Origin of the sequence: Neisseria sp. P0008.S002 (assembly GCF_051962805.1) — a bacterium.
In the GTDB taxonomy this organism is placed as follows: domain Bacteria; phylum Pseudomonadota; class Gammaproteobacteria; order Burkholderiales; family Neisseriaceae; genus Neisseria; species Neisseria perflava.
Genome location: NZ_JBQCUY010000005.1, coordinates 190,953 through 207,881 on the forward strand (window position 1 = coordinate 190,953; position 16,929 = coordinate 207,881).

The 16,929-nt window shown below is 50.6% G+C and carries 15 protein-coding genes; 1 reads left to right on the forward strand and 14 read right to left on the reverse strand.

The genetic code is table 11. The features are described 5' to 3' along the window. Positions 1-52 precede the first annotated feature (52 nt). The 7 genes from purL to ACTHSA_RS07485 all read right to left on the reverse strand — a co-directional run bounded on the left by purL (position 53) and on the right by ACTHSA_RS07485 (position 10,412). Complete coding sequence (purL, locus tag ACTHSA_RS07455) at positions 53-3,979, reverse strand: phosphoribosylformylglycinamidine synthase (protein ID WP_440378847.1); 3,927 nt, start codon at positions 3,977-3,979, stop codon at positions 53-55. A gap of 307 nt (positions 3,980-4,286) precedes the next feature. Then, positions 4,287-6,287: a DNA helicase Rep gene (rep, locus tag ACTHSA_RS07460; protein WP_070625566.1), complete on the reverse strand. Its 2,001-nt coding sequence runs from the start codon at positions 6,285-6,287 to the stop codon at positions 4,287-4,289. 90 nt (positions 6,288-6,377) lie between these two features. Next, positions 6,378-7,313, reverse strand: coding sequence for a dihydroorotate oxidase (locus ACTHSA_RS07465; protein ID WP_070625564.1), 936 nt, complete (start codon positions 7,311-7,313; stop codon positions 6,378-6,380). A 227-nt stretch (positions 7,314-7,540) separates the two neighbouring features. Further along, positions 7,541-8,722 carry an aspartate aminotransferase family protein gene (locus tag ACTHSA_RS07470; protein WP_070625562.1) on the reverse strand — a complete coding sequence of 394 codons (1,182 nt, stop codon included), beginning with the start codon at positions 8,720-8,722 and terminating at the stop codon, positions 7,541-7,543. Between the two features lie 112 nt (positions 8,723-8,834). Then, positions 8,835-9,779: a class I SAM-dependent methyltransferase gene (locus ACTHSA_RS07475; protein ID WP_004520340.1), complete on the reverse strand. Its 945-nt coding sequence runs from the start codon at positions 9,777-9,779 to the stop codon at positions 8,835-8,837. A 15-nt stretch (positions 9,780-9,794) separates the two neighbouring features. Next, positions 9,795-10,187 (reverse strand): hypothetical protein, encoded by a 393-nt coding sequence (locus tag ACTHSA_RS07480; RefSeq protein WP_004520341.1) that lies wholly within the window; start codon positions 10,185-10,187, stop codon positions 9,795-9,797. Positions 10,188-10,208: 21 nt separating this feature from the next. Next, complete coding sequence (locus ACTHSA_RS07485) at positions 10,209-10,412, reverse strand: hypothetical protein (protein ID WP_004520342.1); 204 nt, start codon at positions 10,410-10,412, stop codon at positions 10,209-10,211. Positions 10,413-10,527: 115 nt separating this feature from the next. Here ACTHSA_RS07485 and ACTHSA_RS07490 point away from each other — a divergent pair, with 115 nt between their 5' ends. Then, positions 10,528-11,937 (forward strand): DEAD/DEAH box helicase, encoded by a 1,410-nt coding sequence (locus ACTHSA_RS07490; protein ID WP_004520343.1) that lies wholly within the window; start codon positions 10,528-10,530, stop codon positions 11,935-11,937. Between the two features lie 128 nt (positions 11,938-12,065). Here the strand turns inward: ACTHSA_RS07490 and leuB are convergent, their stop codons facing one another. From leuB to ACTHSA_RS07525, 7 genes are all read right to left on the reverse strand, one after another. Further along, positions 12,066-13,136: a 3-isopropylmalate dehydrogenase gene (leuB, locus tag ACTHSA_RS07495; RefSeq protein WP_004520344.1), complete on the reverse strand. Its 1,071-nt coding sequence runs from the start codon at positions 13,134-13,136 to the stop codon at positions 12,066-12,068. Between the two features lie 66 nt (positions 13,137-13,202). After that, on the reverse strand, positions 13,203-14,066 hold the full coding sequence (locus ACTHSA_RS07500) for a DUF1444 family protein (RefSeq protein WP_070625560.1): 864 nt from the start codon (positions 14,064-14,066) through the stop codon (positions 13,203-13,205). A 38-nt stretch (positions 14,067-14,104) separates the two neighbouring features. Beyond that, the gene (locus ACTHSA_RS07505) at positions 14,105-14,566 is read right to left on the reverse strand and encodes a YhcH/YjgK/YiaL family protein (RefSeq protein ID WP_049335225.1); all 462 of its coding nucleotides are present in this window, start codon (positions 14,564-14,566) and stop codon (positions 14,105-14,107) included. Between the two features lie 97 nt (positions 14,567-14,663). Next, on the reverse strand, positions 14,664-15,332 hold the full coding sequence (locus tag ACTHSA_RS07510; protein WP_440367441.1) for a DUF2625 domain-containing protein: 669 nt from the start codon (positions 15,330-15,332) through the stop codon (positions 14,664-14,666). Positions 15,333-15,407: 75 nt separating this feature from the next. Next, positions 15,408-16,049, reverse strand: coding sequence for a 3-isopropylmalate dehydratase small subunit (gene leuD / locus ACTHSA_RS07515; protein WP_063067850.1), 642 nt, complete (start codon positions 16,047-16,049; stop codon positions 15,408-15,410). 48 nt (positions 16,050-16,097) lie between these two features. Next, on the reverse strand, positions 16,098-16,463 hold the full coding sequence (locus ACTHSA_RS07520) for a VOC family protein (protein WP_049335221.1): 366 nt from the start codon (positions 16,461-16,463) through the stop codon (positions 16,098-16,100). A gap of 103 nt (positions 16,464-16,566) precedes the next feature. Further along, positions 16,567-16,821 carry a hypothetical protein gene (locus ACTHSA_RS07525; RefSeq protein WP_049335219.1) on the reverse strand — a complete coding sequence of 85 codons (255 nt, stop codon included), beginning with the start codon at positions 16,819-16,821 and terminating at the stop codon, positions 16,567-16,569. Positions 16,822-16,929: the final 108 nt, after the last annotated feature.

The window sequence follows — 16,929 nt, forward strand, 5'->3', positions numbered from 1 at the left end:
TTTGAGGTTTTCAGACGACCTTTTCTTGCCAATCAGTCAATCAGGGCACGATTTAGCCCAAAGCCTTCCTTGCCCCGGCAAAGAGGCGGTACCAGCCGGACAGTTCCGTCCAGTCTTCCGGTTTCCAGCTCATTTGTGCGGCGCGGTATACGCGTTCCGGATGCGGCATCATGATGGTCACGCGGCCGTCGGTGTTGGTAACGCCGGCGATGCCTTGCGGCGAGCCGTTGGGGTTGAGCGGGTAGGTTTGGGTAACCTGGTTTTGTCCGTCGACGTATTGCAGCGCAATGCCCAAATCGGCGGAGATATTGCCGCCGTGAAGCGCGAAGTCGGCGCGGCCTTCGCCGTGGCTGACGACAACAGGCAGGCTGGAGCCTTGCATTTCATTCAGAATCAGCGATGCGGATTTCGGAACATGAACCATGCTCAGGCGCGCTTCAAACTGTTCGCTCAGGTTGCGCTTGAATTTAGGCCATGCTTCTGTACCCGGGATAATCTCGGCAAGGTTGCTGACCATTTGACAGCCGTTGCACACGCCCAATGTCAGCGTGTTCGGATCGGCAAAGAAGGCGGCAAATTGGTCGCGCAGAGCAGGGTGGAACAGAATTGATTTCGCCCAGCCTTCGCCTGCGCCGAGTACGTCGCCGTAGCTGAAGCCGCCGCACGCCGCCAGCATTTTGAAGTCGGCAAGGTTGACGCGGCCTGCCATCAGGTCGGACATATGCACGTCGTAAGCATCGAATCCGGCGCGGGTGAAGGCGGCGGCCATTTCGATTTGTCCGTTCACGCCCTGTTCGCGCAGGATGGCGATTTTGGGTTTCGCGCCGCTGTTGACGAAAGGCGCGGCGATGTCTTCGTTCACGTCGAACTTCACGTCGGCAAACAATGCGCTGCGGTCGTTGTCGTCAATCAGGGCAAACTCACTGTCGGCGCAGGCAGGGTTGTCGCGCAGACGTTGAATGGCGTGGCTGGTTTCCTGCCATGCGCGTTGCAGGTCGGTAAGGGATTGATTGAAAATTTCTTCTCCTGCATTGATGACCATATGGCCGCTGTCGGCAAACTCTCCCAAATAGTGCAGCGTGAGATTCAGTTTCTCGCACAAATTGAAAATATATTCGTGGTCGGCAGCGTGAACAGCAATAACGGCTCCTAATTCTTCGTTAAACAGGGTAGTTAGGACAAATTTTTGCCATTCTTGAGACGAGTAATACTCGTTTTGAACGTTAATATTTTTACTTACCATTGTCAGCAGGTCGAGATTCATGCCACGGCGAGAAGCAAATGCCATTTCTGCCAGAGTCACAAACAAACCGCCGTCGCTGCGGTCGTGGTAGGCCAGCAACTTATCTTCTTGAACGAGTTGCTGAATTAACTGATAAAACGCTTTCAGATGGCCTGCATCAATATCAGGTGCTTCGCCGCCGCTTCGGTTATACACTTGAGCCAGTGCAGACCCACCCATACGGCACTTGTTGTTGCCTAAGTCAATCATCAGCAGAATAGTGAATGAATTGGCATTGTCTTTTAATACGGGCGTAACGGTTTTGCGTACGTCTTGAACTGGCGCGAACGCGGAGATAATCAGGCTCAACGGCGAGACGACAGATTTTTTCTCTTCGCCGTCCTGCCACACGGTTTTCATTGACAGGCTGTCTTTGCCTACGGGGATGCTCAGATCCAATGCCTGACAGGCTTGGGAGACGGCTTCGACGGTGCGGTAGAGTTTTTCGTCTTCGCCTTCGTTGCCACACGCCGCCATCCAGTTGGCGGAAAGTTTGATGTTGCCGATGTCGCCGATGTTGACCGCCGCGATGTTGGTGATGGCTTCGCCGACGCACATTCTGCCTGAAGCAGGCGCGTCAAACAGGGCGACGGTCGGTTTTTCGCCCATAGACATCGCTTCGCCGCGATAGGTATTGAAGCCCATCATGGTTACGGCGCAGTCGGCTACGGGGGTTTGGTATTTGCCGACCATTTGGTCGCGGTGGGTCATGCCGCCGACGCTGCGGTCGCCGATGGTAATCAGGAAGTTTTTGGCGGCTACGGTAGGCAGGCGCAAAACGCGGTAGGCGGCTTCGGTAATGTCGATATCGCCGGCGTTAAAGGGTTTTTCAGACGGCGTAACTGTTTTGTCGGTACGCGTGGTTTTGGGCGGTTTGCCGAGCAAGACGTTCAGCGGCAAATCGACAGGGTTGTTGGAGAATAAATCGTCGCGTACTTTCAAATGACCGTCGTCGGTCGCTGTGCCGACTACGGCAAACGGGCAGCGTTCGCGTTCGCAGATGGCGCGGAAGGTCTCCAAATCTTTTTCCAAAATCGACAACACATAACGCTCTTGCGATTCGTTACACCAAATTTGCAATGGGTTGAGGCCGTGTTCTTCCAGCGGTACTTCGCGCAGCTTGAATACCGCGCCGCGTCCGGCATCGTTGACGAGTTCGGGGAAGGCGTTGGACAAGCCGCCTGCGCCGACGTCGTGGATGGAGATAATCGGGTTTTTGTCGCCAAGCTGCCAGCAACGGTCGATGACCTCTTGCGCGCGGCGTTCGATTTCGGGGTTGCCGCGTTGTACGGAGTTGAAGTCCAAAGACGCGTCATTTGTACCGGTATTCATAGAAGAAGCCGCGCCGCCGCCCAAGCCGATGAGCATGCCCGGGCCGCCCAGTTGGATCAGCAATGCGCCTTCGGGAATTTCGTCTTTGTGTGTTTGTTGTGCCTGAATGCTGCCTAAGCCGCCGGCAATCATAATCGGTTTGTGATAGCCGCGAACCTGACCGTCAAACTTCTCTTCAAAAGTGCGGAAGTAGCCCAAGAGGTTCGGACGGCCGAATTCGTTGTTGAACGCTGCGCCGCCGATGGGGCCTTCGATCATGATGTCTAAAGGAGAAGCAATATGGCCGGGTTTGCCGTAGGCTTGTTCCCAAGGCTGCTCCAAGCCGGGGATATTCAGGTTGGAGACGGTAAAGCCGGTCAAGCCTGCTTTCGGACGTGAGCCTTTACCTGTCGCACCTTCATCGCGGATTTCACCGCCCGCGCCCGTCGCCGCACCGGCAAACGGCGCGATGGCGGTCGGGTGGTTGTGTGTTTCCACTTTCATGATGATATGGGTGTCTTCTTCGTGGAAACGGTAGCCTTGGTTTTCCGCCGCATTCGGATAGAAACGCTCGATTTTCGCGCCTTCAATCACGGACGAATTATCTTTATAGGCAACGACTGTGCCTTCGGGATGCGCGTTGTGTGTATCACGAATCATGCCGAAAAGGGATTTCGGTTGTTTTTCGCCGTTGAGGATGAAGTCGGCGTTGAAGATTTTGTGGCGGCAGTGCTCGCTGTTTGCCTGAGCGAACATCATCAATTCAACATCGGACGGATTGCGGTTTAAAGCCTGATAGTTTTCAACCAGATAATCGATTTCGTCGGCTGAAAGCGCCAAGCCCATTTCGGTATTGGCTTTGACCAATGCTTCTTTGCCGCCGCCCAATACATCTACGCTGGAGAAGGTTTCCGATTGGATGTGGTGGAACAGTTGCGCCGCTGCATCGATGTCGGTCAACACGCTTTCGGTCATGCGGTCGTGCAACAGGGCTGCCCATTGTTGTTTTTGCCCGTCGGTAAGCGCACCTTCCAACCATACGGCCATGCCGCGTTCGATACGTTCAATGCCTTCCAAACCGCAGTTTTCCGCGATATTGGTTGCTTTGGAAGCCCAAGGAGAAATGGTGCCCAAACGGGGCGTTACCAAAAATAAATGCAAGCCCTCGCGCGCTTTGGGCGTTTGTTCAACGCTTTGCGCTGCCAGTAAGGCTTGCAGTTTTTCGACTGTCGCGGCATCAAGTGTTTTTTCGCTACCGACAAAATACCAAAATTCGCTGCTTAATTTAACTTCGGGCAGGCCGAGGGCGGCTGCTTTTTGGAAGAGTTTTTCAACACGGAAATCGGAAAGGGCGGTTACACCGCGCAAGGGCAGAACAACAGACATGGATTCAGCTCACAAAATGCAGTTGGGGAATCCGTTATTATACCTGAAAAATGCAATTTTGCTTGTGAATTTATACTTCAAGTGTTGACAATTTTTGCTTGTAAATTGAAGGGGGATAAGGCAATCGGGTCACCTGCTTTTTTTATTTTGTAGCTGATTATTCGATTATTTTTGTTTATTTTTGAAGAATCGAGAGAAGTGGGAACGGATAGGCGTAACGATATAAAGTGAAAATTATTTGATTGTCGTCTTTGACATTTTGCTGACAATAAGGCCGTCTGAAACCTTACTTTCAGACGGCCTTGCTTTATCCTTTTCTTTTGTTTCCCAGCATATCCAGCAATCCTGCCAGATTGCTTTTTCCTTCTTCCTTGCTCACAATCGGCTCTCCGCCTTTGCGGCCTAAAATCTTGATGTCTTCCTGCGGCATTTCGTCTATGAAGCGGCTTGGCTCGGGGAATTGCCATGTGCCTTGTTTTTTGCGTTTGAGGCAATGAGTCAGCGTAAGCTGGCGTTTGGCGCGGGTAATGCCGACGTACATCAGGCGGCGTTCTTCTTCGACATTGTCTTCTTCGATGCTGTCGTTGTGCGGCAAGATGCCTTCTTCGCAACCGACAAGGAAAACGTAGGGGTATTCCAAACCTTTGGAGGCGTGAAGAGTGGAGAGTTTGACGGCATCGACTTCTTCTTCGCTTTTGCCCTCTAAAAGCGTCATCAGGGCGATGGTTTGGGCAAGCTCGATGATGTTTTTGCCGTCTTGCTCGCCTTTGCGTTCCAGCCAGCCGGTCAGGTCGGTAACGTTACGCCATTTGATTTCACCTGCTTTGCCTTCCTCATTGACCAGCAAGTGGTTTTCGTAGTCGATTTCTTTTAGCAGGTTATGGATAAGCTCGCCTGCTTCGCTGGTTTCGGCTTTGGTGCGGTAGTTTTCAATCATATCCATGAAGGCTTGCAGGTGTTGGCGGTTGGTATGGTTCAATAGGGCAAGCGCTTCTTCGGTTTGCGCGGCTTCATATAGGCTGCATTCGTGTTCGTGCGCGTAGGTGTTGAGCTTGCCCAGTGTGACGTCGCCGATGCCACGTTTGGGCGTGGTGACGGCGCGCAGGAAGGCGGGATCGTCGTTGGGGTTGGCAAGCAGGCGCAAATAGGACAAAACGTCTTTGATTTCGGCTTTGTCGAAAAAGCTTTGCCCGCCGGAAAGTTGGTAAGGGACGCGCGCACTGCGCAAGGCTTCTTCAAAAATCCGCGCCTGATGGTTGCCGCGGTATAACACGGCAAAATCGGCGTATTGGGTTTTGTCGCCACCGACCAGCTTTTGCTTGACGATTTGGCTGACGACCCAGTCGGCTTCGTGTTGCTCGCTTTGGCAGGCAACGACTTTGACGATTTCGCCTTCGCCAAACTGTGACCAAAGTTTTTTGGTAAAGAGTTTGGGGTTGTTTTCAATCACTTTATTAGCGATTTTGAGAATCCGCGCGGTGGAGCGGTAGTTTTGCTCCAGCTTGATAACCTTCATCTGCGGATAGTCTTCCTGCATTTTGCGCAGGTTTTCCATGTTTGCGCCGCGCCATGCGTAGATGGACTGGTCGTCATCGCCGACGGCGGTAAACATGCCTTCCGCGCCGGTCAGAAGCTTCATCAGGGTGAATTGGCAGGTATTGGTGTCCTGACATTCGTCAACCAACAGATAACGCAGCCGCCGCTGCCATTTGTTGCGCACTTCGCTGTTTTGCTGCAACAGCACGGCAGGCAGGCGAATTAAGTCGTCGAAGTCCACCGCCTGATAGCTTTGCAGGGTTTCCTGATAGCTCGCATACACGCGCGCTGTTTGCTCTTCCCACACATTAGCGGCCGTCTGAACTACTTCTTCAGGCGTCTTTAAATCGTTTTTCCAAAGGGAAATTTGATGTTGCGCTTTGAATATGGCTTCTTTGCCCGTACCGCCCAAGAGTTCGCCGATGATTTTTGCGCTGTCGGTAGAGTCGAGAATGGAAAAGTTTTTTTTATAACCGATATGGTTCGCTTCTTCGCGCAAAATCTTCATACCCAAAGAGTGGAAGGTGCAAATCGTCAGCCCGCGCGTTTGCGACTTGGGCAGCATTTTAGAGACGCGCTCCTGCATTTCCGTGGCGGCTTTATTGGTAAATGTAATCGCTGCAACGGTATGCGGCAGATAGCCTATATTGACAATCAAATGCTTGATTTTTTGCGTAATCACACCGGTTTTGCCGCTGCCTGCGCCGGCAAGGACGAGCAGGGGGCCGCCTAGATATTTGACCGCGGCTTGCTGTTGGGGGTTGAGTTTCATTGAAGGGGAAGACGGGTAATGTGGGGAGCAATTATACAACAAGGCCGTCTGAAATTTTCAGACGGCCTTGGGCGTTTTTTAGAGTAAACCTTATTCAAAATATTTCAATTTGCCTTTGAAGTCTTCCAGCTTCTCATAGCCTTTTTGCGCCATGATGGCTTTTAATTCAAGGGAAACCCGTTCAAAAATACCGACGCCTTGCTGGTGTAGCGCCGTGCCGATCTGCACCATGCTTGCGCCGCACAAGATGTGTTCAAACGCATCACGGCCGCTGTAAACGCCGCCGGTTCCGATGACTTGGATAGACGGATCCAGTCTTTGATAGAACGCGTGGACATTGGCGAGCGCAGTCGGTTTGATGTATTGGCCTCCAATGCCGCCGAAGCCGTTTTTCGGGCGGATGACGACGGATTCGTCTTCGATATACATGCCGTTGCCGATGGAGTTGACGCAGTTGACGAGTTTTAGGGGATAGCGGTTGAACACTTTCGCCGCTTGATCGAAATGGGCAATATCAAAATACGGCGGTAGCTTGATGCCCAATGGCTTGTCGAAGTAGGTAAAGGCATTATCCAAAATCATCTCGGTTGTTTCAAAGTCGTAGGCGATTTGCGGTTTGCCGGCGACGTTTGGGCAGGATAGGTTGAGTTCGGTAATGCCGTTAAACCCGCTATTTTGCACTTTTTCCAACAGGATATGTGTTTCGCCGGGAGACAGACCGACCAGTGATAGGAAAAATGTCCGTTCCGGCTGAGACTCTTGAAGGGTAAGCAGGTAATCCAGATAGTAATCAATGCCTTGATTCGGCAAACCCATCGAATTGATGCTGCCGAGAGGCACATCCCGATAACGCGGCTTGGGGTTGCCTTGACGAGGGGTAAGCGTTGCGGTCTTGGTAATGAAAGTGCCTGCCGAAGACTGTCTGACCACTTCCAATTCCTCAACAGTCATACATGACACACCAGCGGCGTTCATCAGGCAGTTGTCAAAAGAAAAACCGGCGATTTGGGTTTCCAATGATACCATCTCCTGCTCCTTTTCTTCGCAAAATCAAATTGTTTGCCAAGCGTAACACGAAGAGGCGGTACGATTTTTAACAAACATCAAATGACAAAGCATGTAGGCGGATGTTGTTTTCAATATTGAAAAAAAGGCCGTCTGAAAAACTCAAAATAGTCTTTCAGACGGCCTTTACTAGATGGCATTAATAGAATCAAAAGCTGTCGGCTGATTTGGATATTGGGTTTTAAAAATCAGGCCAACCATTCGGCCAAGGCCGCTTCAAAACGTTTCAAGCCTTCGGCCATGTCTTCATCGTTCAACAGCAGGCTGGGGGCGAAACGCACCACATTGGCGCCGGCAACCAGTACCATCAGACCGTGTTTTAAAGCGGCGGCGGTGATTTCAGATGCCTTGCCTGCGTATTTGTCTGCCAACACGCAGCCGAGCAGCAAGCCCATGCCGCGGACTTCTTTAAATACGCCGGTCTTTTCACCCAATTCACGCAAGGCCGTCTGAAGTTTTTGGCCTTGTTGTTTAACGTGTGCCAATGTTTCGGACGCATTGATGATGTCGAATGCACGGCTGCCGACGGCGCACGCCATCGGGTTGCCGCCGAAGGTCGAGCCATGTGTTCCGGGGCCGAAGGTTGGGGCGATTTTATCGGTGGTCAGAATCGCGCCAATCGGGAAGCCGCCGCCCAAGGCTTTGGCGGAGCTGATGATGTCGGGTGTGATGCCGTAATACTCGTAGGCAAACAGTTTGCCCGTATGACCCATGCCGGTTTGCACTTCGTCCAAAATCAGCAAGGCGCCGTGTTTGTCGCATAAACGGCGTGCGGCTTGCAGATATTCTTGGGTGGCAGGCAGGATACCGCTTTCACCTTGAATCGGCTCGATAATCACGGCGCAGGTTTTGTCGCTGATGGCTGCTTCCAATGCGGCAACATCATTGAAGGGAACGTGGGTAATGCCGGCCGGAAGCGGCGCGTAGTCTTTGCTGTATTTGGGCTGGCCGCCGACGGATACGGTAAACAGGGTGCGGCCGTGGAAGCTGTTGAGGCAGGAGATGATTTCGGTTTTGTGTTCGCCAAAATGATCGCGGCCGTATTTGCGCGCCAGTTTCAGTGCGGCTTCATTGGCTTCCGCGCCGGAATTGCAGAAAAACACTTTGTCGGCAAAGGTGTTTTCGACCAGTTTTTTGGCCAATTCTTGCGCCGGTTGGGTGGTGTAGATATTAGAAATGTGCCAGAGCTTTTGCGACTGCTCGGCCAAGGCTGCGACCAAATCGGGATGGCAATGGCCTAGCGCGTTCACAGCAATACCGCCTGACAGGTCAATGTATTCTCGTCCTTCGGTATCCCAAACCCGGCTGCCGAGCGCGCGTTCCGGAATCATGGGGGCGAATGAGAAATTGGGCGTCAGGTAGTTTTGCATGTTCTTTTCCTTTTGATATTGTCAACAATTTCTTCAATTATGCGCCTATTGATTGAGAGATTCAATATGGTAATCAGGCCGTCTGAAAACTGGCTTTCAGACGGCCTGATGCTTATTTATGCTTGATTTCCCAGCATTGATGGATTTTTTTGTTGCGGAAATCGTCGGGAACGGACTGCTTGGAAATGTCTTTGACGGTGTATTGTTCCGCGACCGAATCGTCCAACACAAAACTGCGCAGGTTGTTGGAGAAATACAGAATGCCGTCTGAAGCGAGCAGGCTCATTGCGCCGTCAATCAGCTTTTTATGGTCGCGCTGGATGTCGAGGATGTCGAGCATCTTTTTGCTGTTGGAAAAGCTGGGCGGGTCCATGACGATCAGGTCGAACTTTTTGCCTTCGTCTGCGGCATTTTGCAGGTATTGGAACACGTCGGCGCGGACGATTTTGTGTTGCTCAAGGTCGATGCCGTTGAGTTCGAAATTGCGTTTTGCCCACTCCAGATAAGTATTCGATAAATCGACGGTTTCGCTGGATACTGCACCCCCGGTTGCGGCATAGACGGTGAAGCTGCCTGTGTAGGAAAACAGGTTGAGGAAGCGTTTGCCCGCTGCGGTGTCGCCGACCTTTTTGCGCGTATTTCGGTGGTCGAGGAAAAGGCCGGTATCGAGGTATTTGTCGAGGTTGACCCAAAACTTGCGGCCGTTTTCAGTGATGACGAAATCGTCGCCGGTTTTGCCGGTTTTTTCGTATTGCTGCAAGCCTTTTTGACGTTCTCGGCGTTTGAGGTGGATTTGTTCGGGCGCAAAACCGGTCACAAAACCAATAGCTTCCAATACATCGGCAAGCCATGCTTCGTATTCTTCGGGCTGCATCAGCCAGCCGGTATCGTATTCCTGAAGATGGATTTGGTCGCCGTAAACATCGACGGCAAAGGGAAATTGGGGAATATCGCGGTCGTAAATGCGCCAGGCTTCGATATTGTTGCGTTTGGCCCATTTCATAAGATGTTTGATGTTTTTGCCCAAGCGGTTGGCAAAGGGGGTAATGTCGGTCATGGTTTTCAGACGGCCTTATTGGGGAAGTTTCCAGAATTGATCAGTAGGGACGTAGGCGTGGCGGTCAAGCATATAGAGAATTGTATCGTCAGGCGCAACTATGGTGGCACGGTCGGTCTTGCCTTTAAACGGGAACACGATTCGTGCTTCCGAGGCGTTTTTGATGTCGATGCCGTAGCTGGTTCTGCCGCTTTCTAATTTGTATTGGTTTTGAGTGTATTCGTAAACGGTTTCTTTGCCTTTTTCGTCTTTGACAGTAAAGCTTTTTTCGGCAAAGGTGATTTCGGCTTTGCTACCGTCGGACGCAACGGCCTTCCATTCGCCGCGATAACTCTCCGAGCCACTGCACGCGCCAAGCAACAGGGCGGCAGCAAGTGCAGGTAATAAGGCGGTTTTGAAAAACTTCATGTCGGATTCATCCGTGCTGATTCAATAAAACGGCATTATAGCTTGATTTTGCACTCGCAGCCTGTTTTGCTTGACCTGGGCGGTTTTCTCCTTTATTATCCGCCCTTCGCCTTTTGATACGAAGCCATCGTCATCCAACCTAAACCGCCGTTTCGGGCGCGTTTCTTTTATTGCTTGCATATTTGCAAAGCCTTTTCTATGCAGGTTGTCGTCGATGTTAACCACAAGCAAGATGCTTGCGACAACCCTGTAACTTCACATTTCCCGTATCGTTACTTTCCTTTGCTTCAGGTCGTCTGAAATTGTTCAGGCGTGCGCGTTGTTGTCTCTTAGGATAGATATGTCTATTAAATTTGCCGATTTGAACCTTGATAAAAACATTTTGTCTGCCGTAAGCAGCGAGGGTTATGAAAGCCCGACCCCGATTCAGGCGCAAGCGATTCCGTTTGCTTTGGACGGCCGCGACATTATGGCTTCGGCACAAACCGGTTCAGGCAAAACTGCAGCCTTCCTGCTGCCGACTTTGCAAAAACTGACCAAACGCAGCGAAAAACCGGGCAAAGGTCCGCGCGCTTTGGTATTGACCCCGACCCGCGAACTGGCGGCTCAGGTAGAAAAAAATGCACTGGCGTATGCTAAAAATATGCGTTGGTTCCGTACTGTCAGCATTGTCGGCGGTGCATCTTTCGGCTACCAAACCCGTGCCCTGAGCAAACCGGTTGACCTGATTGTCGCCACTCCGGGCCGTCTGATGGACTTGATGCAGAGCGGTAAAGTTGATTTTGAACGTTTGGAAGTGCTGATTCTGGACGAAGCCGACCGTATGTTGGACATGGGCTTTATCGACGACATCGAAACCATCGTTGAAGCAACGCCGAGCGACCGTCAGACTTTGTTGTTCTCCGCCACTTGGGACGGCGCGGTGGGCAAACTGGCGCGCAAACTGACCAAAGACCCTGAAACCATCGAAGTTGAGCGTGTGGACGATCAAGGCAAAATCGAAGAGCAGCTGTTGTACTGCGACGATATGCGCCATAAAAACCGCCTGCTCGACCACATTTTGCGCGATGCCAATATCGACCAATGCGTGATCTTTACATCCACCAAAGCCATGACCGAAGTCATTGCGGATGAGTTGTACGAAAAAGGTTTTGCCGCCAACTGCCTGCACGGCGATATGCCGCAAGGCTGGCGTAACCGCACGCTGATGGACTTGCGCAAAGGCCGCTGCAAAATTTTGGTTGCCACCGACGTTGCCGCACGCGGTATCGACGTACCAACCATTACCCACGTTATCAACTACGACTTGCCGAAACAGGCTGAAGACTACGTTCACCGTATCGGCCGTACCGGCCGCGCAGGCCGCACCGGTATTGCGATTACTTTTGCCGAAGTGAACGAATACGTCAAAGTACACAAAATTGAAAAATACATCGGCCGTAAATTGCCTGAGCTGACCATCGAAGGCATGGAGCCGACACGCAAACGCAAATCTGCCGGCGCTAAACCGAAAGGCAAAGGCGGCTGGGGCGATCGTAAATCCGGCGGCTGGCGCGGCGATAAGAAACCGGCTAAAGAAGGTTTCGGCGGTAAAGCTCGCGGCGAAGGCCATAAAAAAGACGGTTTCAAGAAAGATGGCTTTAAGAAAGATGGTTTCAAAAAAGCTGATGGTTTCAAAAAAGGCGGCGAAGGCTTTAAAGGCAAGCGTAAGTCTAACGACAGCTTTGGCGGCAAACACAAAAGAGGTTGATTTTTTCAATCTTAAGGCCGTCTGAAAAAGACATAAGGGCGTGTGAAGACACGCCCTTTTTTATGGTTTCAAGTTTTCGCATATAAAAAAGCGCGGGATTGATCCCACTCTTTTTTCAGACGGCCTTCTTACAAAGCAGCCAATACGGCATCGCCCATTTCGGAGCAGGAAACCAGTTTGGTACCTTCTTCGTAAATGTCGCCGGTACGCAAGCCTTGTTGCAGTACTTTTTGTACGGCGTTTTCAACTTGTTGCGCGCGGGCTTCGTCGTTCAGGCTGTAACGCAGCAGCATGGCAAGAGACAATACGGTCGCCAGCGGATTGGCTTTGTTTTGACCGGCAATGTCGGGAGCTGAGCCGTGAGATGGTTCGTACAGGCCTTTGCCGTTTTCGTCCAAAGAAGCAGAAGGCAGCATACCGATGGAACCGGTCAGCATGGAGGCTTCGTCGGAGAGGATGTCGCCGAAGATGTTGCCGGTGGCAATCACGTCAAATTGTTTGGGCGCGCGTACTAACTGCATGGCGGCGTTGTCGACGTACATATGGGAAAGCTCGACATCAGGGTATTCTTTGCCGATTTCTTCAAAGATTTCGCGCCACAGTTCGGTGGTTTCCAAAACGTTGGCTTTGCCTACGGAGCAGACTTTTTTGCTGCGTTTTTGGGCAGATTGGAAGGCAACGTGGGCGATGCGGCGGATTTCGCTTTCGCTGTATTTCATGGTGTTGTAGCCTTCGCGTTCGCCGTTTTCTAAAACACGGATGCCGCGCGGTTCGCCAAAATAAATATCGCCGGTCAGTTCGCGTACGATAAGGATGTCGAGGCCGGCTACGATTTCCGGTTTCAAAGTAGAAGCATTGGCCAGCTCTTTATACAAAATGGCAGGGCGCAAATTAGCAAACAGATTCAAGTCTTTACGAATGGCCAACAAGCCGCGTTCAGGGCGCAGCGGACGGTCGAGATTATCGTATTGAGGAGAACCGACTGCACCAAGCAAGACAGCATCGGCTTTACGGCAAAGGTTTTGCGTGAATTCTGGATAAGGATGGCCGTATTCGTCATAGGCTTCGCCGCCCAAAGGTGCGTATTCGTAGCTGACATCCAAACCTTGTTCGATAAGTTTGTCGAGTACACGGACGGTTTCTGCAACGATTTCAGGGCCGATGCCGTCGCCGCGCAAGATAGCGATATGTTTGGTCATTTCGGGTTTCCTTATGAGAAGGTTTTAGGTAAAGGGCAGGTCGTCTGTTTTTCAGACGGCCTTAAATCAATTTGCTCTGAAAACGCTGATTGTACCATTATGGTACTGGTAAAGCTGGGTAGAAATCGCGTAGGCAGAATCTTCAAATGCCTGCAGGGCAATATTCGCCATCGCCTGCAAAGCCTCTTCATCGGACGGGCTGCAAACGAGCAGGGCGTTGCGTGCCGGGACTGCAAAAACAGGGTTGGCCGGCAGCATAGAATCGTCTTTAAGTACTTCGTCCAAAAGCAAAATCAGGGAAGCATCATAGTCGTTATCCAAATGGATTTGAGCCAATGACCAACCTTCAGCATGATGAATTTGGACATGTCCATTCATCTGTTGGCGCAAATTATCCATGGCGGTACGATACAAGGCGTCTTCATCTTCAATACCGGCCTCTTTCATATGCTCACGATTGAGTGTATGCATGGATTCTTCCGTATCCACCATATAAAGCAACATGATATCGCCGGCAATTGGTTTGTATACCAGGTAATCGGCAGGCTCGTCTTCGTCCGTATTTGTAATCAGTCTGACGTTTTCCAGATAAATTGTATTTTTAATCGTCGGAAGAATTTGTTGTGCTGAAACACTGGCATCAGAGTCCTGAAGCTTATCGATAACCGCTAAATTGGCTGCAACAATAGTTTCCAAGGCCTCGGGATTTTGCAGATAACTTGTGTAATGGTTGCTCAAATATGTGCTGAACGATGCTTCATCGTCTTCGGAAAACTGGACAATGATGGGCGAAGACGCAATATTTTCACCCCAGTCGATTTTCGCCTCAAGATCCAATTCTTCTTGGATGCGACGGGCAAAGTATTCGACAAATTCCTGCCAAGTCATTAATTTAGGTTTGGAGCGGAACAACCTGCTGAAAAAAGACATATTGTGTCCTGAATAAGGGGATAAGGCCGTCTGAAAAATTATAGACGTTCGGTTTCAACACGGATTTTAAAAACGACTTTGCGTATGTTCGGCCTGTCGCCAACCAATGGGGCATGCGCATCATTCGGGAAGAATAGCGTAAATTCACCTGGCTCCAAGGTCAGCCAGGTTTCCGGCTCGCAGTCGAAAAATTCGATATCGCGCTTTTCGTTGTAGCCTAAACCGTTTTTCAGACGGCCTCTGTCTATCCAGCCATATGTTTCGCTGCCATCAATCGGCGTTTGAATATCAATATGTTTTAAGTGCGCTTCAGGCTGGGCTTCTCCCTTAGTCCTCATCGGCTCGCTACCGATAAAAATACGGATATTGGGATTCTCGCATGGTACTTGGCCGTCCGGCAGCTTGGCAAAATTTAGGGTCTGCAACAGATGGAAGGCTTCGGCAAAGTCGGGATGCAAGGCAGCGTAGCGGGTGGCATTGCTTATGGTGTCGGTAATCATGGTGTGGTTAGGTAGAAATTAAACTTCAGGATGTGAAGAATACGTTTTAAGGACGCTTTATTGAGATTATGACAACAAGGCCGTCTGAAAGGGCTTTTTATGGAGTTGTGTTTTGCAGATTCAAAGTGGAAGCATAATGTTCAGCAATAGGAATACGCTTGCGGCTGACTTGGTTTATATCGCTGCCTTCTTCAGCCCATAAAAACGGAAAGAACGTGTAAACGCTGTCGCCATTCAAATCATGGATTTCTTCGCGCCAATTTTCCCAACGCAGGTTTTCGTAAAACAACTGTAAATCGCCGGTCAATGCCCAATTTAAGAAGTCGCCATAACCTTTACCGCAATCTTCCCATTCCAGTGTATCCGGTGGTAGGTAGAAAACATTACCTACTTTGCCATTAAATCCTCCGCCATTAATCGCAAAATAGCCTCCAGCAACATCATCGGCAAACAGATAATAGGGAGCAGGGCCTGCTGGCTCGGATTGTGTACGGTTTAGATTCCAACTTCCCAAACCACGAGGTAGCTTCGCGCTGCTAGAACCAAGTATCCGTAACCAGCCGTCATCGATAAGGATACCGCCGGTTTCATAAACGACAGCACCCATAAACGAACGTATCGTTACTTGGGTTTTGACAAGTTCTTCCTTTGCCTTTTCAAGCGTACGTGGCAGAACTTCAACGCTGTTTACCGCTTCTGTAAGCCACTCTTGAATCAATGGCCACGCAGGGTCTTGGGTTTGGATTAATTCGTCGAATGATCTCATGGTCTATCCCAAAACATTCAGTAAAGGCCGTCTGAAACACTTAAATTTTTCAGACGGCCTTTTGCCTTTTGTATGTCAACCGTTAAACAGCCAAGGCTGGCTTTGGCGGCGTTTTTCTTCGAAGGCGTGAATTTCGTCAGCGTGTTGCAGGGTCAGGCCGATTTCGTCCAAGCCGTTTAAGAGGCAGTGTTTGCGGTGTTCGGTAACGTCGAATGTGAATGTTTCGCCGCTAGGGGTGGTCAGGGTTTGCTCGGCAAGGTCGATGGAGAGCTGATAGCCTTCGTTGGCTTCAACTTCTTTGAAAAGCTGGTCAACCTGTTCTTCTGTCAAAACTATAGGCAAAAGGCCGTTTTTGTAGCAGTTGTTGAAGAAGATGTCGGCGAAGCTGGGGGCGATGACGGCGCGGAAGCCGTAGTCGTCCAATGCCCAAGGGGCGTGTTCGCGTGAAGAGCCGCAACCGAAGTTTTTACGCGTCAACAGGATTTGTGCGCCTTGATAGCGTGGCTGGTTCAGGGAGAAATCAGGATTCAACGGGCGTTTGCTGTTGTCCATGCCAGGTTCGCCGTGGTCGAGGTAACGCCATTCATCAAAGGCATTGGGGCCGAAGCCGCTGCGTTTGATGGATTTCAGAAATTGTTTGGGGATGATGGCATCGGTGTCGACGTTGCTGCGGTCGAGCGGGGCAACGATGGCGGTAATTTTGGTAAAGGCTTTCATGTCAGATTCTTATAGTAATAATGGGAAATTATTTTATGGCTATTCGGGTTAGCGTGTGCTGTGCAAACCGATTCGGTTGCCTTCTGTGTCTTCGATAAATGCTGCAAAGCCGTTGGCAATGCGGAATTTCTCTTGTAACAGTTTGCCGCCTGCTTCAACGGCTTTTTCTGCTGTTTCGGCGCAATTCGGGCAATTAAAGAAAATGGTTGTACCGCCGTGGCCGGGCTGGGCATTGCTGTCGTGCCAAATCATGCCGGCCGTACCGTGTTGGGTGTAATCGGCTGGGAAAATGATGAAACGGAATCCGTTGCCGCCAACGTCTTGCAGGGGCTTACCGAATACGGATTCGTAAAAGGCTTTGGCGCGATCCAAATCATGAGCATGAATACCAAACCAGCTTGACGGATTACTCATTGTTTCTTCCTTTGCTTTGAATCGTGAAAATGTCTGAAAAATTAATAATGTATCAGGCCGTCTGAAACGGAGTCAGGAGCTTCAGACGGCCTGATTTACCGAATTATTCGGTAGCGGCTTCGATTTTTTCTCCAACATGGCTCATGCCGCGGCCTACTGCATTGCCGCCTTTTTTAACGGCTTCGCCGGTTTTGTCGGCAACGTGTTCTGCCGTTTCTTTGGTTTTATCGGCTACGCGCTCGGCAGTCTCTTTGGTTTTGTCCCAATTGCGGTTGGTATCGTCTTTTGCACCGGACCAAGTGCTGGAACAAGCTGACAGGATGAGGGCTGCGGCAGCTAATGCAAACAGTTTTTTCATACTAGATTCCTTTCAAGTTATCAATGATTAAGAAGGTTTTCGGACGTTTTTCGCAATACAATAGGAAAACTTACTTGAGCAAGGTATTGTTTCAGACGGCCTGATCAA